This is a genomic window from Pseudomonas granadensis (assembly GCF_900105485.1).
Taxonomy (GTDB): Bacteria; Pseudomonadota; Gammaproteobacteria; order Pseudomonadales; family Pseudomonadaceae; genus Aquipseudomonas; species Aquipseudomonas granadensis.
The window spans coordinates 1,239,793-1,261,035 of record NZ_LT629778.1; the positions used below are offsets into that span (position 1 = coordinate 1,239,793).

The following is a 21,243-nucleotide window of genomic DNA, read 5'->3' on the forward strand; positions in this document are numbered from 1 at the left end:
GTCAATGTGATTGATGCTGACACTCCGCCATCGCGAGCAGGCTCACTCCTACAGGTCTTGTGGTGTTCGGCAGATTTAATCGATGCCGACAAAGCCTCCGGTCTGATGCGCCCATAGCCGCGCGTACAAGCCGCGATGGGCGAGCAATTCGTCGTGGGTACCACTTTCGGCGATCTTGCCGTTTTCCAACACCACCAACCGGTCCATCCGCGCAATGGTCGAGAGGCGGTGGGCAATGGCGATTACGGTTTTGCCCTGCATCAAAGTTTCCAGACTTTCCTGAATCGCCGCTTCGACTTCCGAGTCCAGCGCCGAGGTGGCTTCGTCCATGATCAGGATCGGTGCGTCCTTGAGCAGCACCCGCGCGATGGCGATACGTTGCCGCTGGCCGCCGGACAGTTTCACCCCGCGCTCACCGACATGCGCGTCGAAGCCGGTACGGCCCTCAGCATCGGACAGCAGCGGAATGAACTCATCGGCACGGGCCTTGTGCACCGCTTCCCAGAGCTCGGCGTCGGTCGCGTCGGGTTTGCCGTAAAGCAAATTGTCGCGGATCGAACGGTGCAGCAGCGACGTGTCCTGAGTGATCATGCCGATACGTTCGCGCAGGCTTTCCTGGCCGACTTCGGCGATGTTCTGGCCATCGATCAGAATCCGCCCGCCCTCGACGTCGTACAGGCGCAGAAGCAAGTTGACCAGCGTCGATTTACCAGCACCGGACGGGCCGATCAAACCGATCTTTTCCCCCGGTTTGATGTTCAGGTTGAGGTCGCCGATGATCCCGCGTTCTTTGCCGTAGTGAAAATCCACGTGCTCGAAACGCACTTCGCCACGGGCCACTTGCAACGGTTTGGCCTGCTCGTGATCGGTGACGCTGACCGGTTGCGAAATGGTGCGCAAACCGTCCTGGACCATGCCGATGTTTTCGAAGATCCCGGTGACCACCCACATGATCCAGCCGGACATGTTGACGATGCGGATCACCAGCCCGGTCGCCAGGGCAATCGCCCCGACCGTGATCAGCGACTGCGTCCACAGCCACAAGGCCAGCGCCGTGGTGCCGACGATCAGCAAGCCGTTCATGGTGGTGATCGTCACGTCCATGCTGGTCACCACGCGGCCGGCCATTTGTGCCTTGACGGTCTGCTCTTCGATGGCCTCTTTGGCGTAGTGCTGTTCGAAGTTGGTGTGGGCGAACAGTTTCAGCGTGGCGATGTTGGTGTAGCCGTCGACGATGCGGCCCATCAGTTTCGAGCGCGCGTCGGAGGCTTCCACCGAGCGTTCTTTGACGCGGGGGACGAAGTAATACAGCGCGCCGATGTAGGCGACGATCCACGTCAGCAGCGGAATCATCAAGCGCCAGTCGGCCTCGGCGAACAGCACCAGCGAACTGATCGCGTAGATCACCACGTGCCACAGCGCGTCGACCGCCTGCACGGCCGAATCGCGCAGCGAGTTGCCGGTCTGCATGATGCGTTGGGCAATGCGCCCGGCGAAGTCGTTCTGGAAGAAATTCAGGCTCTGCTTGAGCACGTAGCTGTGGTTCTGCCAGCGAATCATGCTGGTCATGCCCGGGCTCAGGGTCTGGTGCACAAGCAGGTCGTGGAGGGCGAAAAATATCGGCCGCAGCACCAGGGCCACCACCAGCATCCACGTCAGTTCGAGGGCGTGGTCACTGAAGAAGTTCGGGTTGGGCGTGCCCTGCGCCAGGTCGATGATGCGGCTCAGGTAACTGAACAGCGCCACTTCGATCAGCGAGGCAAACAGGCCGACGACCAGCAGGGCGGCGAAACTCGGCCAGACCTGCTTCAGATAATAGGTATAGAAAGGCCAGACGCGGTCTGGAGGAGACGCCGTCGGGGCGTCGCGGAAGATATCGATCAGTTGTTCGAAACGGCGATAGAGCATCAGATAATCGCCCGGAAAACGGGCTCTCCTTTTATCGGTGTGAGCGGCGCGGGATCAGGCCGTAGCCGCTCGTAATGCCCTGCAGCAATCAGTCGATGCGCTTGGCCGACTTGATGATCACAGGGTCGACAGGCACGTTTTGCATGCCTTGTTTGGTAGTGGTTTGCGAATTGACGATGACATCGACCACGTCCATGCCCTTGACCACTTTGGCGAACACCGCGTAACCGGCATCACGGCCTGGATCGAGGAACGCGTTGTCAGCCACATTGATGAAGAACTGGCTGGTGGCCGAATCCGGGTTGGAGGTACGCGCCATCGACAGGGTGCCGCGAACGTTGTGCAGGCCGTTGCTGGCTTCGTTCTTGATCGGCGCCTTGGTGTCTTTTTGTTGCATCTGTTGAGTGAAGCCGCCGCCCTGGGCCATGAAACCCGGGATCACGCGGTGGAAAATCGTGTTGGTGTAAAAGCCGCTGTCGACGTACTCAAGAAAGTTCTTGGTGCTGATCGGTGCCTTGACCGGGTCCAGTTCGATTTCGATCTGGCCGTTGGTGGTGTCGAGCAAAACATGGGGCGCCTTGGCTGGGGTGGCAGCCATCAGGTTGGCGGCAAACAGCACGGTACCAGCGGCGAGGGCGAGTTTTTTCAGCATGGGTCAGTGATCCTGAGATTGAATATCGGCTGCGGCGAGAAACTCCAGCAGCGTGTGGTTGAAGCGTTCGGGTTGATCGAGCGGGGTGGCGTGGCGCGAGTCGGCGATCACCACCAGCCGCGCATTCGGTAGCAGTTTTACATAGGTTTCTTTCAGCGCCACAGGCGTGTAGTCGCGGTCGGCGCTGACGATGAGGGTTGGACAGGTCACTCGGGAAAGTCGTTCCTGAACCCCCCAACCCACAATCGCATCGAAGCTGGCGAGATAAGCACGTTTGTCGTTTGTTGCCCAGCGTTCGGCCATTTTTCGTCGCAGGTCGGCCTGTTCCGGCTTGGGAAAAAGCTTGCTGCCGAGGGCTTTGCCAATGGTTTCCAGGCTGAGCAGGCGCATCAGGCTCCAGCGCTTGAACCATTGCCAGTAATCGTCGCGGCTGCGCAGTTTGACCTGTGGTGCGCTGTTGACGATGGTCAGGCTTTTCAGTGCCTGCGGCTGATCGACGCCGAGCTGGAAGCCAATCATCCCGCCCATCGACAGGCCGACATAGTGCACCGGGCCGAGGTTGAGATAATCGATCAGCGCGAGCAGGTCGGCGCTGAAACCGGCGATGCTGTAACGCTCGCGCGGCTTGTCCGAGCGGCCGTGACCGCGAATATCCGGGACGATCACCCGGTAATGCGCGGCCAGTGCCGGGATCTGCATCTCCCAGTCCAGCGTGCTCGAACCAAGCCCGTGGACCAGCAATAACGGGGCGCCGTGGCCATATTCTTCGTAATGCAGGTTGCAACCATCGTGCTCGAAAAAGGCCATCGGTGAACTCCGTGTCAGGCTTGCTCGGGGGCGGCGAACGGGGCGTCCAGCGGCAAGGTATCGAAGGTGCGCAGCAGTTCGATAAGGATTTGCGTGGCCGGGCCCAGGGGTTTGTCCTTGTTCGAATACAGATAGAAGCTGGAATTGCGATTGCCGCCTCTGTCCAACGGTAGCAGCTTCAGCGAGCCATCCTTGAGTTCCCGCTCAATCATGTGCCGGGGCAGCCAGGCAAAGCCCAGTCCGCTGCTGACAAACGTTGCGGCAGTGGCAAGGCTGCCGACCGTCCAGCGCTGTTCGGCGCCGAGCCAGCCGACATCGCGCGGCTGCTGGCGACCGGAGTCGCGGATCACCACTTGCATCTGGGTCTCCAGATCCTGAAAGCTCAGCTCGCGATTGAGCCGGTGCAGCGGGTGATCAGGGTGGGCGACGGCGACGAACTCGACGTCGCTTAATTCCGCACCCAGATAACCGGGAATGCTCAGACCGGTGATCGCCAGGTCGGCAACGCCTTCGAGCAGGACTTCCTCAACGCCCGACAATACTTCTTCGCGCAGACGCACCCGGCAGCCGCGGCTCTGCGGCATGAACGCGGTCAATGCCCGTACGATACGCGCGCTCGGGTACGCCGCGTCGACCACCAGCCGCACTTCGGCTTCCCAGCCTTGCTCCATGTGGTGAGCAAGGTCTTCGAGTTGGCTGGCCTGTTTCACCAGTTGCCGGGAACGGCGTAGCAGCACGCCGCCGGCTTCGGTGAGCACGGCTTTACGGCCGTCGATGCGCAGCAGCGGCACGCCGAGCTGGTCCTGCATGCGCGCCACGGTGTAGCTCACCGACGACTGCGAACGGTGCAAGACCTCGGCGGCCTGGGCGAATCCGCCGTGGTCGACCACGGCCTGCAACGTTCGCCATTGATCTAGGGTCACGCGGGGCGCTTTCATCAATAGCTCCTCTTGTCCTAAGCTGGCCGTTCCCCATGGAGAGCGGCGAATGAAAAAATTCTGTTGTGTGGTGCTGGCGTTGCTACCGTTGACGGCTTTTGCTTATCCGATCGATGTGCAGAAAGACCTCAACGGCATGAAGATCGACTACGAGACCTTCGACACCGATAACGACATCGGCTCGATTCGGGTGGCCAACTACGGTGACGTCGATGCGACGTGTCGCGCGGTATTCAGCAACGGTCCGGAAGCGCCGCGCACGCGCAGTATCGACGTGCCGGCCGGCAAACATAAAAACGCCACGGCCAAGTTCACCCGCGAGATCATCAAGCTGCGCATCAAACTGACCTGCACCCCGAAATAGCGGTAATCCCCTGTAGGAGTGAGCCTGCTCGCGATAGCTGTGGATCAGCCGATATCATCGGCAACTGACACACCGCTATCGCGAGCAGGCTCACTCCTGCAACGGGCATGGTTAGCTTATAAACGAATTTATCGATCGGTTACAGCGGATAATTGCGCTTTTTAATCGATTCAGCCCTGTTTAATGTTCACTCCATCGACCTACAACATATTCGGATGGAGGCTACACACCATGTCCCGCGTTCTGATCATCGAAAGCAGCGCCCGTCAGCAAGACTCGGTTTCGCGTCAACTGACCCAGACCTTCATCGCTCAGTGGAAAGCCGCGCACCCGAACGATCAGATCACCGTGCGTGACCTCGCCGTTAACCCGGTGCCGCACCTGGACGCCAACCTGCTGGGCGGCTGGATGAAGCCTGCGCAACAGCGTAACGAAATCGAACAAGCCTCGCTGGACCGCTCCAACGCCTTGACCGATGAGCTGCTGGCGGCCGATGTGCTGGTGATGGCGGCGCCGATGTACAACTTCGCTATTCCGAGCACGCTCAAGGCCTGGCTGGACCATGTGCTGCGCGCCGGGGTGACCTTCAAGTACACCGAAAGCGGTCCGCAAGGCCTGCTCAATGACAAGCGTGCCTTTGTCTTGACGGCACGTGGCGGGGTGTATGCCGGTGGTCCGGCGGATCATCAGGAACCGTACCTGCGTCAGGTCATGGGTTTCATCGGCATCCACGACGTGACGTTCATTCACGCCGAGGGCATGAACCTCGGTGGCGACTTCCAGGAGAAGGGCCTCAATCAGGCCAACGCCAAACTGTCCCAGGTCGCTTGATAGGTTAATCGCCAGATAATCGCTGGATGGTCTAGTGACCTGGCGCAACCCCTTCAAGGCTTTACGCGCAACGAACCTCCCTTTGCACTTTTGCTCCTGAGTGCTGTAGCCCGATTGAACGCTTTAGCGAGATCGGGCTTTTTTTTGCCTGGGATTTGATGATCGACATAATTCCCCTTGTAGGAGTGAGCCTGCTCGCGATGACGGTGTGTCAGCCAATACAGATGCGCCTGAACGACCGCTATCGCGAGCAGGCTCACTCCTACAGGGGATTTGTGTTGGTTGCAGAATCGAAAACCGCTATCGTCGCCGCCATTCGATTTCCGAGGCGAGCATGGGCTATCTACTTTTTGTGACGCTGATCCAGGCGTTTTCCTTCAGTCTGATCGGCGAATACCTCGCCGGTCATGTCGACAGTTACTTCGCGGTTCTGGTGCGCGTGGTGCTGGCCGGGCTGGTGTTCATTCCGTTGACGCGCTGGCGTTCGGTCGAACCTGGGTTCATGCGCGGCATGCTGCTGATTGGCGCGCTGCAGTTCGGTGTGACTTACGTCTGCCTGTACCTGAGCTTTCGCGTATTGACGGTGCCGGAAGTCTTGCTGTTCACCATCCTGACGCCGTTGCATGTGACGTTGATCGAAGACGCGCTGAACCGCCGCTTCAATCCGTGGGCGCTGGTGGCGGCGCTGGTCGCTGTGGGCGGGGCGGCGGTGATTCGCTTCGACAGCATCAGCCCGGACTTCTTCATGGGCTTCCTGCTGCTGCAACTGGCCAACTTCACGTACGCGGCGGGGCAGGTGCTGTACAAGCATCTGGTGGCGAAACACCCGAGCGATCTGCCGCATTACCGGCGCTTCGGCTACTTCTACCTCGGCGCACTCGCCGTGGTATTGCCGGCGTTTCTGCTGTTCGGCAAGTCCAACTTCCTGCCGGAAGCACCGCTGCAGTGGGGCGTTTTGTTGTTTCTGGGGCTGGTGTCGACGGCGTTGGGTCTGTACTGGTGGAACAAGGGCGCGTGCATGGTCAACGGCGGCACGCTGGCGGTGATGAACAATCTGCATGTGCCGGTGGGGTTGTTGCTGAACCTGCTGATCTGGAATCAGGATGAGGAACTGGGGCGGTTGTTCCTTGGCGGGAGTGTGATCCTGGCCGCGGTTTGGATTAGCCGGTTGGGTATCCGCAATTTCCCGGCCAGCGCGTAATTGCTGACCACAAAATATCCGATGGGAGCGGGCTTGCCCGCATATTTCATCGGCGTTGCTTGATATGTTTTCCAAGCTCGCGAATGCTGACCGATCTAGTGCTACTGGCGGGAGGCCTGAGAGCGAATCTTCCCCACTCGACATCGCCCAGTGCTTTTTCCAGTTCTGAATTCGGCCTTCCTGCACCAATAGAGCTTCGCGCATGGATGCGCAGGTTTTGTCAGGTCAAAGGCTGGCTCCTACTAGCCAATCTCGCGGTGAGACCTATAGTGACCTGAAGGTAAATAGCTTGTCTTGGGAGGTGGTTTATGAAACTCGAAGACCGCATGAGCCGTTCAATCAAGCAGCGTGCGGGCATCGTCGTGTTGCGCTCGGAGTTTTCAAGCATGGGTAGCGATTCGCAGGTCGGCCGTGTTTTGGCGCGGTTTGTTGCGAACGGTATGCTTGTGCGTGTGAGTAAAGGCGCATTTGCGAAAGCGCGTATTAATCAGTACACGGGCAAACCAACGCCCGCAGGCACTCTGGAAAAAATTGCTACTGAGCTTTTCCGCAAGCTCAATATTACGATCGCGCCCAGTAGCCTTGTTGCTGAGTACAACAGCGGTAGAACGACGCAAATCCCTATGGGTACGGTTGTCAATACCGGAAGTCGACGTATTTCTCGTAAAGTGACGGTAGGGGACAACGCTGTAGTTTATGAAAACTCTTCCAGAACCGCTGCGGGTTAGCATCGAGGATGCGTCCACGGCTGGCATTCTTAAAAAATATGCCAGCTGCTGTCGCAGAGAAAGACCAGCACATCACTGATGCGCTGCATGCACTTTCGCGAATCCACATGGTTCACCTCGCAACCCAGGTGAATCGGAAAAAGGGTGATCCCAAGCCTGCGACGGTCAATGTTGCAACGCGAATGGTTTTTGCTGGCGGCACCTGTCTATCGAAGGCATACGGCCTTATCGAGCGGATGTCGGAAGATATTGACATCAAGGTTGAGCTGGATAATCCGCCTGAAGGTTACGCTTTTCCAAAAGACCTGGGGGATCGTAGCCGGCTGAAAGCGCTGCACGGAGCGGTCGAGGCGGCCTTGTCCGAGCTTGATTTTCAATGGGTCGTGAATAGAAGTAATCCAATTTATAGGGATACCCATCGTTACTACTGTTTGATGGTGTCGTACGAAGCTCACTTTCAGGATGCGGTAGGAACTTTGCGTCCGCAGCTAAAGATTGAGCTCGTTTGTCGGCCTCCCATGATTCCGTCGCAAACACAAAAATTGGGTTACATGCTTGAAAAACTTGATGGGTGTAAAGACCCTTTCCAGTTCCCCATGGAGTGCATCACCGTAGCTGAGACCCTAGCGGAAAAGATACTCTCACTGCTGCGCCGCTGTGCCAGCAGTTGGGCTGGGTATCAGCCTGAAGAGTTCGATACTGCGCTGGTTCGCCATGTATACGATGTGTGGCGTATCGCGACGGCGTACCCCGGGGCGATAGAGCCTGCTGCAAAAGTATTCGCCTTGTCGGTAGGTAAGGACGTCACCGAGTTTGGCAGACGGCACCCAGAGTTCGGAGCAGATCCGTTCGGGGTCTTGCGGCATGCCCTTGAGGTCGCCGCGATACATGATGGGTTGAAAGCCAATTTCGGAGAAAGGCTCATACCTCTGCTTTACGCTGAAGAAACACCTGATTTCGACACCTGCTTTGCAGCGTTTGCAAGGGTCGCGCATTATTTGCTGGATCATTGTGCAGCCAGCAATGACGCCATTGATGCAGTCAGTGGTGCTGCTTGAGCGCGCAAGGGTGTCTCGCTGATCGTTCGTTGAGCATAATTTGCGTGAGTTCGGGCAAGTGTCGGTGCTCATGGCCGCGGGAAGTGGATGTATGGCCATTCGTGATCAGGCCCTTGTGACTTGGATGGGCCTCCTGGTACGCAGTCTATTACCGACCAAGCATGTGAGTCGCCACGTTTGCCGCATTCCGGGCATCATCGATGCCACGATGGTAGGTGCCTTCCCACACCAGTCCTGACATCGCCACGGCAGGCTGAAGGCCTAACGCACGGCAGTCGAAAATTTTCCAGTGCCATTTCTTCAAGTTGGTGTGAAGCATCCCATCGAGCATTGGTCTGCAATGTAGGCGTGAGGCATCTTGCTGCAGTTGCTTGAAGTCATAATCCCCCCATGAACACCACATCGAGTTTGGGTAGGCTGCTAGAAATACTTCAAGCATTTGACCAACTTTGGCGTAGCCGGGAGCTGCGTCAACGTCGCTTTGCCTGATCGTCGTCAGCCCTCGACAAAAGTCGGTAAGCACCGGGTGCAGAGTGGGTCGGACAAAGCTCTGAAATTGATCAATCACTTTGAGGGACGAAAGCTGGATCACAGCCAAGCCAATCTCAATGGTTTCCATTTCATCGCGTTTCACCATCAGTTGCCGTGGAGGCTCGCCCGGTCTGGGGGGCTCATCACACGTCGCCTCAAGATCGATACACAGAAGATATTGGTAGGGGGCTAGTACCTCCCGAAGTGCTGCCAAGTGCTGGGGCTTACGAACAGGTACCATGCTCAGCTCTAATTTTTGAGATCATGAATGATGACCAGTTTCCAAGTGTCTTTATGGAAATTATCCGATGTCAACGCGCGTTGTCCACCGATCAGACCTCTATGACCGCGCTCGACAGATGGGGATGCATGCTGGTTATTGATGGCGAAGGGAGGCGCGATCTTGGGGGGAGCGAAGTAGCGCCTGAGAGACTTTATATGCTCAAGCTCAAGCGCCCGCAGTGTCACTCAGTATCGATGTGACTGACACACCGCAATCGCCAGCAGGCTGGCTCCCACATTGGTTTTGTGAATCACATCAGATGCTTTTCAGGCTCGGGAATGCTGGAAGCGCCCAGCACCGCGGGCAACAACCCCGAACGCAAATCCCCACCACTCGGTTGCTGATACAGACTCAAGCCAAACTCCGGCAGCACCGCCAGCAGGTAATCGAAAATATCCCCCTGAATCCGCTCGTAATCGGCCCAGACCGTGGTGCGGGTGAAACAGTAGATTTCCAGCGGAATGCCCTGGGCGGTTGTCTGCATCTGCCGCACCATGCAGGTCATGTTCGGCTGAATCTCCGGGTGACTCTTCAAGTACGCCAGCGCATAGGCGCGGAAGGTGCCGATGTTGGTCATGCGCCGGCGGTTGGCCGACATTGCCGCGACGTTACCTTGCGCCTCGTTCCAGGCTTTGAGCTCGGCTTTCTTGCGGCTCATGTAGTCGGTCAGCAGGTGCACTTGAGAGAGTTTTTCTTCTTCATCGTCACGGATGAAGCGCACGCCGCTGGCGTCGATGAACAGGCTGCGCTTGATCCGCCGCCCACCCGATTGCTGCATGCCGCGCCAGTTCTTGAACGACTCGGACATCAACCGCCAGGTCGGGATCGAGACGATGGTCTTATCGAAATTCTGCACCTTGACCGTGTGCAGAGTGATATCGACCACATCGCCGTCGGCACCGACTTGCGGCATTTCGATCCAGTCACCGACGCGCAGCATGTCGTTGCTGGTCAGTTGCACGCTGGCAACGAATGACAGCAGGGTGTCCTTGTAGACCAACAGAATCACCGCCGACATTGCACCCAGACCGGACAGCAGCAACAGCGGCGAGCGGTCGATCAGGGTGGCGACGATGATGATCGCGCCGAACACGTACAAGACCATTTTCGCCAGTTGCACGTAGCCCTTGATCGAGCGCGTGCGTGCATGTTCGGTACGCGCATAGATGTCGAGCAGGGCATTGAGCAGGGCGCTGACCGCCAGCAGCAGGAACAGAATGGTGAACGCCAGTGCCACGTTGCCAAGGAAGTTCATCGCGGTTTTGCTCAGCTCGGGCACCAGATGCAGGCCGAACTGAATCACCAGCGACGGCGTCATCTGCGCCAGACGCTGAAACACCTTGTTGTGACGAAAGTCGTTGATCCAGTGCAGCGCCGGCTGACGCCCGAGCATGCGGCTGGCGTGCAGGATCAGATAGCGCGCCACTCGTCCGAGGACGAGGGCGATGACCAGCAGCACCATCAGCGCCAGCCCTGATTGCAACAACGGGTGCTGTTCAAGGGTGCCCCAGAGGTCCTGAGCTTTGAGCCAGAGCTGTTTGATATCCATAAGCGAAACGTTTCTTCTATAAGACGCGAGGGGGGATTAGAGCATTTAAGACGCTGCGTATTACGATTGGAGACAATCAGGCAACAAAAAAACCACTGATTGTGCCCGTTTGCATAAAGAAACTCGGCCTGAGCGCTCGAAACCGGTAACCTATGCAGCTGTTTTTTTGCATATCTTCGAGGTAGCACCCGTGTTTTCCCAATTCGCCCTGCACGAACGCCTGCTTAAAGCTGTGGCCGAGCTGAAATTTGTCGAGCCAACGCCTGTGCAAGCCGCGGCCATTCCGCTGGCGCTCCAAGGGCGTGATCTGCGGGTGACGGCGCAAACCGGTAGCGGCAAAACCGCCGCTTTCGTTCTGCCAATCCTCAATCGCCTGATCGGCCCGGCGAAGATTCGCGTCAGCATCAAGACGCTGATCCTGCTGCCGACCCGCGAACTGGCCCAGCAGACCTTGAAGGAAGTTGAACGCTTCTCGCAGTTCACCTTCATCAAATCCGGCCTGATCACCGGCGGCGAAGACTTCAAGGTCCAGGCGGCGATGCTGCGCAAAGTGCCGGACATCCTCATCGGCACTCCTGGCCGGATGATCGAGCAACTCAACGCCGGCAACCTCGACCTCAAGGAAGTCGAAGTGCTGGTGCTCGACGAAGCCGACCGCATGCTCGACATGGGTTTTGCCGAAGACGTGCAGCGTCTGGTCGATGAATGCCCGAACCGTCAGCAGACCATGCTGTTCTCCGCCACCACCGGCGGTTCCGGCCTGCGCGAGATGATCGGCAAGGTGCTGAACAACCCTGAGCACTTGCAGCTCAACGCGGTCAGCCAACTGAACTCGACCACCCGTCAGCAAATCATCACCGCCGACCACAATCAGCACAAAGAGCAGATTGTGAACTGGCTACTAGCCAACGAGACCTACCAGAAAGCGATTGTTTTCACCAATACCCGCGCCATGGCCGACCGCATCTACGGCCGCCTGGTGGCGCAGGAATACAAGGCGTTCGTGCTGCACGGCGAAAAAGACCAAAAGGATCGCAAACTGGCGATCGATCGCCTGAAGCAGGGCGGCGTGAAGATTCTGGTGGCGACCGACGTTGCGGCCCGTGGTCTGGACGTTGATGGTCTGGATCTGGTGATCAACTTCGACATGCCACGCAGCGGCGACGAATATGTGCACCGCATTGGTCGTACTGGGCGTGCCGGTAACGACGGTCTGGCGATCTCGCTGATCTGCCACGGCGACTGGAACCTGATGTCGAGCATCGAGCGCTATCTGAAGCAGAGCTTCGAGCGCCGCACCATCAAGGAAGTCAAAGGCACCTACGGCGGGCCGAAAAAGGTCAAGGCCTCGGGCAAGGCTGTTGGCGTGAAAAAGAAAAAGACTGACGCCAAGGGCGACAAGAAGAAAACCGCGGCCAAGACGCCAACCAAGCGCAAGAGCGCCAACCGGCCAAAACCGGATTCACTGGTGAGCAGCGACGGCATGGCCCCGCTCAAGCGCCGCAAGCCGGCAGAGCCTGCGGCTGAATAAGCGTTAAACACGCGTACAAAAAAACCGGACGATGTCCGGTTTTTTTATGTCTTCAGCTATCGGCTTTTTTCTCTGCCGAGCCCAGCTCCTTCAAGCGCTGATCGATCAACTGGCACTTGTCCGGCAGATCGGCGCTCGCCGTGCCCAGGTCCATTTTCTGCAACTCAGCGTTGATCTCCTTGGCTTTTTCCGGGTTCTGCTCGGTCAGTTTCGAGACCTCCTTCGCCAGTTGTTCACGTTTGATCGTCGCTTCTTCCGGCGTGCAGGCCCACACGGGCAGGGCGCAGGCGAGGGTAGCGGCGAGGGTGAGCTTGATCAGGGTTTTCATCGGGGCAGGCCTCAGTTCCGGTTAAGGCGGGTTACGCGGTTGAGGGCGTGAGGCAGGGAAAAGTTCAGCGAGTTTTATGCGCGAGAGCCATCAGAATTCGTTTTCAATCAGTGATGCGCCGATGCATTGATCAAAGATATCGGCAAGAGGTTGGTCCGCGCCGTAAAAGGATTGAATGCATGCTTCAATCCATCCCTCACGGTCCACGGAGTGCCAATCGACCAAGTAGCCAACGTTGAAAATAATATATTCGAAAACGACTCGTTGCGTACGACCGTTGCCATCTCGGAAGGGATGGGCAACATTGATGTTTCCGTAGGATTCAGCCACCGATGAAACCAATCGATCGCGAGAGTAACCCTCGAACCAGCCTGCATCAGCCATTCCAAGAAATTCCTTGGCGACTTCGCGCTCAATAAACTCAGGGCTGCAGAACCGTGTCATGCCTTTACTGAGAGCCAGAGTGCGTGTTTCACCGGCCCAGGCGTAGATTTTTTCGAATAGCGTATGGTGGACGTTTTTGAGGGTTGTCAGGCTATAGGGCGGTAGGACGAACTCAAGTTTCATCGCCGCTACCTCGTTAAGGTAGCGTTCTGCTTCATCGAGATCGTCCGCATTTCGCAGGCCGAGCAGATTGATAAGAACATTGGTGCCCGGGTAACAATCCGGGGCTTGGTCGACACCGTATTTGTCGCTCAAGCTTTCAAGTGCCGAACGGCTCGCAATGCAGCTTCTCTGTCCGGAAGCTTGATCTCACCTTCGCAAGGTGACGGAGCAAAACCTTCCAGGCGCAAGCTGGCCGCGAAATTGGCTCTTCGATGCTTTGCAAACCACGTTTTCTTGGTCTCCAGGCTCAGCTTTTCCATCGTTGCTCCTTAAGCTCATATTCCGCAATTATAGCCAACGTTAGCCTGCCGGTACGGAAGGGCTTAGCATCTCACAATCATTAGTCGCATTGAATCCGCTTGTCGGACCTTCAGTTCGCAATTCCTGTCATCGGCAAATTCGATGACCTCTACGAAGCCTGTTCACCATGGCAGCAGCTGGTTTTCACTGCGGCCTCATAACGATCATGATGCCGCACCCATTCCATGATCTCGTCTTCATTGCGTCCCTTGGGCGTTAGGTCAAGGTAGTGGTAGGCGCCGACCAGCATGTCCAGGCCGCGGGCATAGGTTGAATAGGTATGGAAAATCTCACCGTTGGCGTTGCGGTAAAACACGCTTAACCCGGGCATTTCTTCCTCGGCGCTGTCGGTCTTTTCGTAGTTGTAGGCAGCCGTTCCTGCCGCAACGTCGGCGGCGCGTGCACAGACGCCAAAGTCATAATTGAAGTCGCAACCCTCTGACGACACCCAGTCGAATTTCCAGCCCATACGTTTCTTGAAATCCTGAAACTCGCTGAACGGTGCGTGAGACACGGCCACCACGGCGACATCGTGATGAGCCAGATGCTGGTTGGCGCCGTCAATGTGGTCGCTGAGGAACGAACAACCCTGACAACCTTCCCGCCAGTCTTTGGCGAACATGAAGTGGTAGATGATCAACTGGCTGTGCTTGCCGAACAGGTCGGCAAGCTTCAGTTCGCCGTTCGGGCCCTGGAAGTGGTAATCCTTGTCGATCTTTACCCAGGGCAGGGCGCGGCGTTCGGCGCTGAGACGGTCGCGTTCGCGGGTGAAGGCTTTTTCGTGGGCCAGGTGTTGCTGGCGCGCGGCGAGCCATTCTTCGCGCGATACCACCGGATGGTTTTCGACGTTCATGACGATGTCTCCTGCGGGGTTGAACCGGCTGTTTCAGACTAGTCGTTCAACCGACGGGCAAATCGACAGACCGCCGGTCGGTCAGTGCCGGAAACGCGGCTGAACGGCTGTGCGCCGCTCCGGTCACAACCTGAGAACGCACCATTACCGATGCGCACCGGAGGTTGAATCAGGATGACCACATACAATTGGGATTTGATTGAACGCTTGCTGCATGAAGTTCAGAACAGCGCCGGACACAGTTTCACGCCGCGCCCCTATGCCGAGGAGCACGCCGCGAATATGGCGGCGTCGGGTGAGCCGGTGGAAAACCTGGATCATTTGAAAACGCAGGCGTGCCAATACGAGAAATTGCTGCTGGAACGCGGTTTCATCGAGCCACGGCCTGAGGACGAGGGCGGCAACGGCGAAAACTTCGTCCTGACCCCGCGCGGTGCGAGCCTGCTCAGCCTGATCGACAGCAGCATTCCGGGCAATGACCACCCGCGTCAGGTGCTGGATGAGCAGGAGGATGCTCTGGATGAGTTGACGTTTGATGAAGTGGCGTCCAAGGCCCAGATTGCCTGAAGCCAACACCTGACCTGCAGGAGTGAGCCTGCTCGCGATAGCGGTCTATCAGTCACATCACTGATGACTGAACCACCGCTATCGCGAGCAGGCTCACTCCTACAGGGGATCTCGGCTTTCTCAGGGTTTCTTTGCGCCCTTCAGGCACTTCAGGTCGTTGAAATCCTTACGCACGCCCTCGATTTTTTTCAACAAGCGTTCACGCTGCTGCGGCGTGCTGTCGGCCATCAGGTCCACCGCCAGCGCGCGGCCCTGTGCTTCGGTGTTGGCGTAGGCCTTGCGGTAGTCCGCCGTCCATAAACGCTCACGGTTGACCAGCAGCGTCTCGATGCGTTGGGCGAACTCAGGGCTCTGGCGCTGTGCCACGGCGGCGCTGAATTGCTGCTGCCAATGGGCGCGGTTGGCGATCCATTGGGTGTTCTGATCGCCTAGCGCCGCGGACCACTGCGCCACCCGTTGTTTTTGCCTGTCGCTGAGTGGGCCGAGCCAGTCGCCGAGGCGTTTTTCCATGCGCTCGCCGCGTTCCTTGATCTGTTGCGCGACAGGCGGCTCGACATATTCCTTCTGGCGCTTGCGCAAGTCCTTGGCGAAGGCGTCGTTCATTTCCGCTACCTGTTTGTCATCCAGACCCTGCAGCAGCTCGATGGCCGACGGCGTGATTTCCCGAGCGGTCTGGGCGATCGCCTGTTTGGCTTCGGCGGTGCGTTCCTGCAGGGCGGCGTCGGTGACCTGGTTGCTTTTAACCATGCTTTGCAGGCGATCGAGCCAATCCAGATAACCGGGCAGTTGCGTGGTGCAGTGCCAGCTCAGATGTTCCCTGAGCCGTTCGTTGAACCAGTCTTTCTGCTCGCCGTTCATATCCAGGTAATCGCCGAGCGTCCACGGAATGATCACGTCGAGATTGCGGTAGGCCAGGCCGACACGGCTACAGGCGCCGAGGGCGAGGGTGAAGATCAATAGAGCGGCGATGTGTTTGAACCAGCGAGACATGGGCAAATCCTTGCGAGAGCCTGGCGTCGAAATTCTGATTCTTATGTGATGCAGGATGCGCGCGGCAGTTCAGCCGATCAATAGAACGCGCGTGCGGCTTTCAGGGTGACGAGGCCGTCGCACTGGCTGTTGTGCCCGGAATAGGCCGAGCAATCGTCGCCGCTGAGGCTGGAATTGCTGTAGATCAGGTCGAGGTCGACGCCCATGAACGGCCGCGACAACTTCACCGACCAGTCGGTGAAACTGCTGACGTAGCCGCCGTCCACCGCCACCGGCGTGTTCAATTGGTGCGTGGTGTATTTCATGCTGACGCCGATGCCGAACGGCTGATTGCCGCCGAGGTCGGCAAACAGGGTGTTGTTCTGTTTGTCCGGGTCGTTGCTGAGGGCCACGCCGAAACGGCTGCCGAGCAGGGTCAGGCCGCCAAACAGTTCCTGACTGTCGAGGGTGTCCACGCTGGGATAGCTGTAGTGGATCATGCCGACCTCGTAGCCGAGGACCTGATCGAAAGGTTGTTTGAAGCCGACGTAGGAATCGATTTCCAGATCCTTGCCCGGCGTCAGGCCCATGCTCGGTGCGTACTGGCCGACATACAGACCGCTGTCGTGGCTCAGATCGAGGCCGCCGTGGAACGAGCCGACCGCCGCCGGTTTGACCAGGCCCTGGGCCATGCTGCGGCTCGGCGTAGTGCCGAGTTTGAGGTCGAAGTCGCCCAGTTCACGCTGAAACACCTGCGCAGGCGCGGACGCGCTGGCGAAGAGGCTGACGAGCAATAAACAGGAAGATGGGCGCATGCGTCACTCCATGAACTGCGAGGGCAGGGCTGCGCCTGCTGAAACGCTTGATCCAGACGCGTGCAAGGATACCGGCGAATGCTCGGCATTGAAGGCCGTTCGTCGATTTTCAGGGATTTTTGTTTAATGCGGAGGGGGATTGCGCGGTGCCAGTCCAGACGCTTCGAAGCTCAAAGCGCCTCTGGACGGGTGTAAAACCGGGTATTACTTCTTGCCCAGGCTGATCTGCTTGGACGGGCCGAATGTCTGGCCACTGACGCCTTTGGCAATTTGCTGAATCTCGCCGCCGGACTTGAGGAACGCGGCGATCTGATCGTTGATCGATTCGCTGGTTTCAACGGCTGGAGCTGGCTTTGCTTTGCTGGTGGATGCTTTTACACGCATGGCGGCCATTAACCTGTAGAAAGTAACTCGGCCAGGCATCGTACAGGAATAACTTGACAATTGCTTGGTAAATATCCTTCGGAATAACCGAGTGCAGCGCTGCAGCATTATCGCTTCGATATCTGAAATAACCGCCTAACCCCCTGTTTTAAATAAGAAGATTTATCTGACGCAGGCGTTGAGTATTCACTCGGGCGTGGGTTCGTCGGTCTGACGAATGGCATATGGACCGTCTGCAAATCAGGTAAATCAAGGCCTGGCGCAGATTAAACATGGCGTGCCGATCTGTCGCCCGACGCTCACGGCAAAAACGGGTAGAATGCCGCCCACGCAATGAGGGTTCTGGAAAATGGCTTTAGTCGGGCGTTACAACAGTTTGCAAGTGGTTAAACACACTAACTTCGGTTTATATCTGGATGGCGGTGCCGACGGCGAAATCCTTCTGCCCAACCGTTATATCCCCAAGGATATTCCCAGCGAAGATGAAGATTGGCTCAATGTTTTTGTTTATCTGGACAGCGAAGACAAATTGCTCGCGACCACAGAAAAACCGAAAGTCCAGGTCGGCGAGTTTGCCAGCCTGAAAGTCGTTGAGGTCAACAGCATCGGTGTGTTCCTCGACTGGGGTCTGCCCAAGGATCTGTTGCTGCCGTACTCCGAAGAAAAACGACAGATGACCGCCGGCGAATATTGCGTGGTGCACGTCTACCTCGACAAGCACACCCGCCGCATCACCGCCACGGCGCGTCTGGATCGCTACCTCGACAAGACCCCGGCCAACTACAGCCCGGGCCAGGAAGTCGACCTGCTGGTGGCCGAAGCCACCGACATGGGCTTCAAGGCAATCATCAATAACAAGCACTGGGGTCTGATTCACAAGAACGAGATCTTCAAGTTCATGCGCGCCGGCATGCTCGAGAAGGGTTACATCAAGGAAGTGCGTGCCGACGGCAAGATAGCCCTGAGCCTGCAACCGGTAGGGCAGGAAGCGGCCAGCAGCCTGAGTTCAAAGATTCTTGCCAAATTGCGCGACAACAGCGGCACGCTCGCAGTCAGCGATAAAAGCGATCCGGCGCTGATCAGCAGCCTGTTCGGCGTGAGCAAAGGCAACTTCAAGAAGGCTATCGGTTCGCTGTACAAGGAAGGCAAGATTGTCATCCATGCCGATCGCATTGAACTAACCTGAGCCCTGGATGGCCCATGCTCCATGGGCACACAGGGAAACGGTTCGATGAAAAAAACGCTGATCGCTTACGTCGCCACGCTGCTGACGTTTCTTTTGCTCGACGGCGTCTGGCTCGGCCTGTTGATGGCGCCGACCTATCGCGAACTGCTCGGTCCGCTGATGCTCGACAAACCGCTGCTGATCCCCGCAGCGGTTTTTTATTGCCTGTACGTTATTGGTTGCGTGGTGTTTGTGGTGTTGCCGGCCCTCACTTGGCAGCGTGCGGCGAAGATGGGCGCGTTGCTCGGGCTGGTGGCGTATGGCACGTACGACCTGACCAACTGGGCGACGTTGCGCGGCTGGTCGGTGCAGGTGAGTCTGATGGACTGGGCGTGGGGGACGTTTGCCACGGCGGTGGCCTGTGCGGTGGGGTTTTTTTTGGCGAATCGATTGGGTCATACAGATCGGTAATTGATGTTGTGGCGGCTGTCGCTATCGCCAGCAGGCTGGCTCCCACATTGATTGTGGTTAGTTCCCCCATATTGCGCTGGTCACAAACCCTGTGGAAGCCAGCCTGCTGGCGATGGATGGCGCAGCCATCCGCCATTCAAAGTTGACGACACTGATAAACAAAATGTCTTTTCCAGACGGCTTTTTCCGCGCTTCTGATCAATAATCCCCAGCATTGTTTTCTGACCATTGGATGGCCTGCCCATGTTGTGTGTGTTCGAGGTGTTGCGGTGAGTGTCGAGCGGCGCAATGCCGATAGCTTTGCCCTGCAAGTGATGATTGGCCTGTGCCTGATCTGGGGTGTACAGCAAGTGCTGATCAAGTGGGCGGCGCCGGATATCGCACCGGTGATGCAGGCGGCGGCGCGTTCGGGGATTTCCGCATTGCTGGTCGGCTTGCTGATCTGCTGGAAGGGCGGTTGGGGTCAGGTCGGCAACACCTGGCGCGGCGGCTTGCTGGCCGGTGCGCTGTTCGGTCTGGAGTTTCTGTTTATCGCCGAAGGCCTGCAACTGACCACCGCCGCGCACATGTCGGTATTCCTCTATACCGCGCCGATTTTCACCGCGCTCGGTGTGCACTTTCTCCTGGCCAGTGAGCGCCTGCGACCGTTGCAATGGCTGGGGATTCTGCTCGCGTTCATCGGTATCGCGATCGCCTTCGCGGGCGGCGTGTCGTGGGATAACCTCGATCGACGCATGCTGTTGGGCGATGCGTTTGGCGTACTGGCCGGCGCCTGTTGGGGCGCGACCACGGTGGTGGTGCGCGCTTCGCGGCTGTCGGAAGCGCCGGTGACGTTGACGCTCTTTTATCAGTTGATCGTCGGCTTCCTTGGCCTGTTGCTGATTGCGCTGTTCAGCGGCCAGATTACCCACGTCAGCCTGACCACCGTGGCAATCGCCAGTGTGCTGTTTCAAGGATTGATCGTATCGTTCTTCAGTTATCTGGTCTGGTTCTGGCTGCTGCGTCGTTATCTGGCGGCGAATCTGGCGGTGTTTTCGTTCATGACGCCGCTGTTCGGGGTGACCTTTGGCGTGTTGCTGCTGGGCGAACAACTGACGCTGAATTTCGTTCTCGGCGCCGTGCTGGTGCTGCTCGGCATCACCTTCGTCAGCGCCGAGCAGTGGCTGCGTCGGCGTTTGCGCAGCGCGCTGGGCCAGCGCTAGACGCCTGCATCGCCAGGCCGCCAGCGATCAGCAAGCCGCAAGCGGCGATCACCAGCGCCGGTTGCAGGCCACCACTGAAGTGGCTGCTCAATGCCGCCAGCAACGGGCCACTGAGCTGGCCGACGGCGAAGCAGGCAGTGAGCAAACCGGCGTTGCGCTGAGTGGCGTGAGGCGCCAGTTCCCTTGAGCGCTGCATCACCAGTTGCATGCACGCCAGAAACGGCGTGCCGCACAGGATCACACCAAGGCCGAGACCGACGCCGCTGCCCAGCAAGCAAGCGAATACACCGCCCGCTTGCAGCCACAGCGTTGCCATCAGCCAGTGCCGCGTGGTTTGCGGATCGTGACGGCGCAGGCTGACCAGCAGCACCCCCAGCGCCGCCGCCAGACCGAAGCACGGCCAGAACAGATCGGCCTGCCATCGCCCGTCAAATTGCGCATTGGCCATTTGCGAGAGAAAGGTCGCGGGAATGATGTAACCAATCCCGTACAGCGCATAAATCAGTGCCAGACGACCGATGCCGCGATTCGCCGAGCTCGATGCAGGCGCAGCCACTGCAACCGTGGCGACAGGCGTTGGCAACAGGCGCCAGACGCTCAACATCATGACCAGCGCGGCGGCGGCATAAATCAGCCATAACGTCGCCGACGTCTGCTGCAATCCATGCGAGACCAAAGCCAGTAAACCGGTAAGAAAAATCCCCAGCCCCGGTCCGGCGAATACCAGTGCGCCCAGCCGTGGTCGGCCTGCCGCCACGGCCAACGGTTGACTCAACGTGGTAATCATCACCAGCACCCAGGCACTCGCCACCCCGGTGCCGAAGCGCAACAGCAAGTGCGCCCAGAAACCGTCCGCCCAGAACGACGCCAGCGTCAGCACCACGCAGAGCCACAAGCCACCGTGCAGGCGTCGCTGCACTTGCTGCGGACGATGCGCGAACATCGCATCCACCGCGCCGAGCAGATAACCGAGGTAGTTGGCCGCGGCGATCAGACCGGCGCCCGTCAGGTCGATCTGCCCTTCGCTGAGCAGGTGGGGCATTTGCGGGGTCAGGGCGAAACGGCCGATACCCATGGCCATCATCAGGGCAACGAAGCAGGCGGATAAGCGAATCAGAGGCGACATGGTCGGGCTTCCGTCGAGAGAGCAATGACCGTCAGGCTAGGACCGATTGACTTTCTTTAAAATTGAATAATAGTGA

Annotated in this window: 24 protein-coding genes; 10 read left to right on the forward strand and 14 right to left on the reverse strand. The window is 58.1% G+C overall.

The genetic code is table 11. The annotated features are described in order from the left end of the window. Nucleotides 1–75: 75 nt before the first annotated feature. The 4 genes from BLU52_RS05495 to BLU52_RS05510 all read right to left on the reverse strand — a co-directional run bounded on the left by BLU52_RS05495 (nt 76) and on the right by BLU52_RS05510 (nt 4,305). The gene (locus BLU52_RS05495) at nt 76–1,908 is read right to left on the reverse strand and encodes an ABC transporter ATP-binding protein (protein WP_090282258.1); all 1,833 of its coding nucleotides are present in this window, start codon (nt 1,906–1,908) and stop codon (nt 76–78) included. 88 nt (nt 1,909–1,996) lie between these two features. After that, nucleotides 1,997–2,560: a peptidylprolyl isomerase gene (locus tag BLU52_RS05500; RefSeq protein WP_090282259.1), complete on the reverse strand. Its 564-nt coding sequence runs from the start codon at nt 2,558–2,560 to the stop codon at nt 1,997–1,999. Between the two features lie 3 nt (nt 2,561–2,563). Further along, complete coding sequence (locus BLU52_RS05505; protein WP_090282260.1) at nt 2,564–3,367, reverse strand: alpha/beta fold hydrolase; 804 nt, start codon at nt 3,365–3,367, stop codon at nt 2,564–2,566. A 14-nt stretch (nt 3,368–3,381) separates the two neighbouring features. After that, on the reverse strand, nt 3,382–4,305 hold the full coding sequence (locus tag BLU52_RS05510; protein WP_090282261.1) for a LysR family transcriptional regulator: 924 nt from the start codon (nt 4,303–4,305) through the stop codon (nt 3,382–3,384). A 49-nt stretch (nt 4,306–4,354) separates the two neighbouring features. Here BLU52_RS05510 and BLU52_RS05515 point away from each other — a divergent pair, with 49 nt between their 5' ends. From BLU52_RS05515 to BLU52_RS05535, 5 genes are all read left to right on the forward strand, one after another. Then, on the forward strand, nt 4,355–4,669 hold the full coding sequence (locus BLU52_RS05515; protein WP_083353346.1) for a 3-phosphoglycerate kinase: 315 nt from the start codon (nt 4,355–4,357) through the stop codon (nt 4,667–4,669). A 231-nt stretch (nt 4,670–4,900) separates the two neighbouring features. Next, on the forward strand, nt 4,901–5,500 hold the full coding sequence (locus BLU52_RS05520) for an FMN-dependent NADH-azoreductase (RefSeq protein ID WP_090282262.1): 600 nt from the start codon (nt 4,901–4,903) through the stop codon (nt 5,498–5,500). A 334-nt stretch (nt 5,501–5,834) separates the two neighbouring features. Then, entirely contained in the window at nt 5,835–6,701 is an 867-nt protein-coding gene (locus tag BLU52_RS05525; protein ID WP_090282263.1) for a carboxylate/amino acid/amine transporter, read from the forward strand. A 308-nt stretch (nt 6,702–7,009) separates the two neighbouring features. After that, nucleotides 7,010–7,429, forward strand: a complete 420-nt coding sequence (locus tag BLU52_RS05530) for a DUF6088 family protein (RefSeq protein ID WP_090282264.1) — start codon at nt 7,010–7,012, stop codon at nt 7,427–7,429. An 8-nt stretch (nt 7,430–7,437) separates the two neighbouring features. Further along, complete coding sequence (locus BLU52_RS05535; protein ID WP_231988009.1) at nt 7,438–8,487, forward strand: nucleotidyl transferase AbiEii/AbiGii toxin family protein; 1,050 nt, start codon at nt 7,438–7,440, stop codon at nt 8,485–8,487. Nucleotides 8,488–8,635: 148 nt separating this feature from the next. On the opposite strand, the gene BLU52_RS05540 is transcribed toward BLU52_RS05535, so the two are convergent. Both BLU52_RS05540 and BLU52_RS05545 read right to left on the reverse strand, forming a co-directional pair. Continuing rightward, a complete protein-coding gene (locus BLU52_RS05540; RefSeq protein ID WP_090282266.1) occupies nt 8,636–9,259 on the reverse strand; it encodes a 3'-5' exonuclease in 624 nt (207 codons plus the stop codon). Nucleotides 9,260–9,551: 292 nt separating this feature from the next. Then, nucleotides 9,552–10,850, reverse strand: a complete 1,299-nt coding sequence (locus BLU52_RS05545) for a mechanosensitive ion channel family protein (protein WP_090282267.1) — start codon at nt 10,848–10,850, stop codon at nt 9,552–9,554. A gap of 190 nt (nt 10,851–11,040) precedes the next feature. On the opposite strand from BLU52_RS05545, the gene BLU52_RS05550 reads away from it, so the two are divergent. After that, nucleotides 11,041–12,381 (forward strand): DEAD/DEAH box helicase, encoded by a 1,341-nt coding sequence (locus BLU52_RS05550; protein ID WP_027614555.1) that lies wholly within the window; start codon nt 11,041–11,043, stop codon nt 12,379–12,381. A gap of 52 nt (nt 12,382–12,433) precedes the next feature. On the opposite strand, the gene BLU52_RS05555 is transcribed toward BLU52_RS05550, so the two are convergent. From BLU52_RS05555 to BLU52_RS05570, 4 genes are all read right to left on the reverse strand, one after another. Beyond that, the gene (locus tag BLU52_RS05555; RefSeq protein WP_090282268.1) at nt 12,434–12,709 is read right to left on the reverse strand and encodes a hypothetical protein; all 276 of its coding nucleotides are present in this window, start codon (nt 12,707–12,709) and stop codon (nt 12,434–12,436) included. A gap of 90 nt (nt 12,710–12,799) precedes the next feature. Further along, nucleotides 12,800–13,408: a Fic/DOC family protein gene (locus BLU52_RS05560; protein WP_090282269.1), complete on the reverse strand. Its 609-nt coding sequence runs from the start codon at nt 13,406–13,408 to the stop codon at nt 12,800–12,802. Next, complete coding sequence (locus BLU52_RS05565) at nt 13,405–13,575, reverse strand: YhfG family protein (protein WP_090282270.1); 171 nt, start codon at nt 13,573–13,575, stop codon at nt 13,405–13,407. The genes BLU52_RS05560 and BLU52_RS05565 overlap by 4 nt, the downstream gene beginning before the upstream one ends. 149 nt (nt 13,576–13,724) lie before the next feature. After that, entirely contained in the window at nt 13,725–14,468 is a 744-nt protein-coding gene (locus BLU52_RS05570; RefSeq protein WP_090282271.1) for a DUF899 domain-containing protein, read from the reverse strand. A gap of 174 nt (nt 14,469–14,642) precedes the next feature. Between BLU52_RS05570 and BLU52_RS05575 the strand changes: the two genes are divergently transcribed. Further along, on the forward strand, nt 14,643–15,035 hold the full coding sequence (locus BLU52_RS05575; protein WP_090282272.1) for a transcriptional regulator: 393 nt from the start codon (nt 14,643–14,645) through the stop codon (nt 15,033–15,035). A 120-nt stretch (nt 15,036–15,155) separates the two neighbouring features. Here BLU52_RS05575 and BLU52_RS05580 read toward each other — a convergent pair whose 3' ends face one another. The 3 genes from BLU52_RS05580 to BLU52_RS05590 all read right to left on the reverse strand — a co-directional run bounded on the left by BLU52_RS05580 (nt 15,156) and on the right by BLU52_RS05590 (nt 17,212). Further along, on the reverse strand, nt 15,156–16,025 hold the full coding sequence (locus BLU52_RS05580) for a DUF6279 family lipoprotein (protein WP_090282273.1): 870 nt from the start codon (nt 16,023–16,025) through the stop codon (nt 15,156–15,158). 77 nt (nt 16,026–16,102) lie between these two features. Continuing rightward, nucleotides 16,103–16,819, reverse strand: coding sequence for a TorF family putative porin (locus BLU52_RS05585; protein ID WP_090282274.1), 717 nt, complete (start codon nt 16,817–16,819; stop codon nt 16,103–16,105). A gap of 204 nt (nt 16,820–17,023) precedes the next feature. Next, on the reverse strand, nt 17,024–17,212 hold the full coding sequence (locus BLU52_RS05590; protein ID WP_016985943.1) for a hypothetical protein: 189 nt from the start codon (nt 17,210–17,212) through the stop codon (nt 17,024–17,026). A gap of 340 nt (nt 17,213–17,552) precedes the next feature. Here BLU52_RS05590 and BLU52_RS05595 point away from each other — a divergent pair, with 340 nt between their 5' ends. From BLU52_RS05595 to BLU52_RS05605, 3 genes are all read left to right on the forward strand, one after another. Then, nucleotides 17,553–18,389, forward strand: coding sequence for a CvfB family protein (locus tag BLU52_RS05595; protein ID WP_090282275.1), 837 nt, complete (start codon nt 17,553–17,555; stop codon nt 18,387–18,389). Nucleotides 18,390–18,434: 45 nt separating this feature from the next. Beyond that, nucleotides 18,435–18,839 carry a DUF2177 family protein gene (locus tag BLU52_RS05600; protein WP_090282276.1) on the forward strand — a complete coding sequence of 135 codons (405 nt, stop codon included), beginning with the start codon at nt 18,435–18,437 and terminating at the stop codon, nt 18,837–18,839. Between the two features lie 269 nt (nt 18,840–19,108). Further along, a complete protein-coding gene (locus BLU52_RS05605) occupies nt 19,109–20,041 on the forward strand; it encodes a DMT family transporter (protein WP_090282277.1) in 933 nt (310 codons plus the stop codon). Here BLU52_RS05605 and BLU52_RS05610 read toward each other — a convergent pair. After that, nucleotides 19,986–21,167 (reverse strand): MFS transporter, encoded by a 1,182-nt coding sequence (locus BLU52_RS05610; protein WP_090282278.1) that lies wholly within the window; start codon nt 21,165–21,167, stop codon nt 19,986–19,988. The two genes, BLU52_RS05605 and BLU52_RS05610, sit on opposite strands and share 56 nt — an antisense overlap. Nucleotides 21,168–21,243 lie beyond the last annotated feature (76 nt).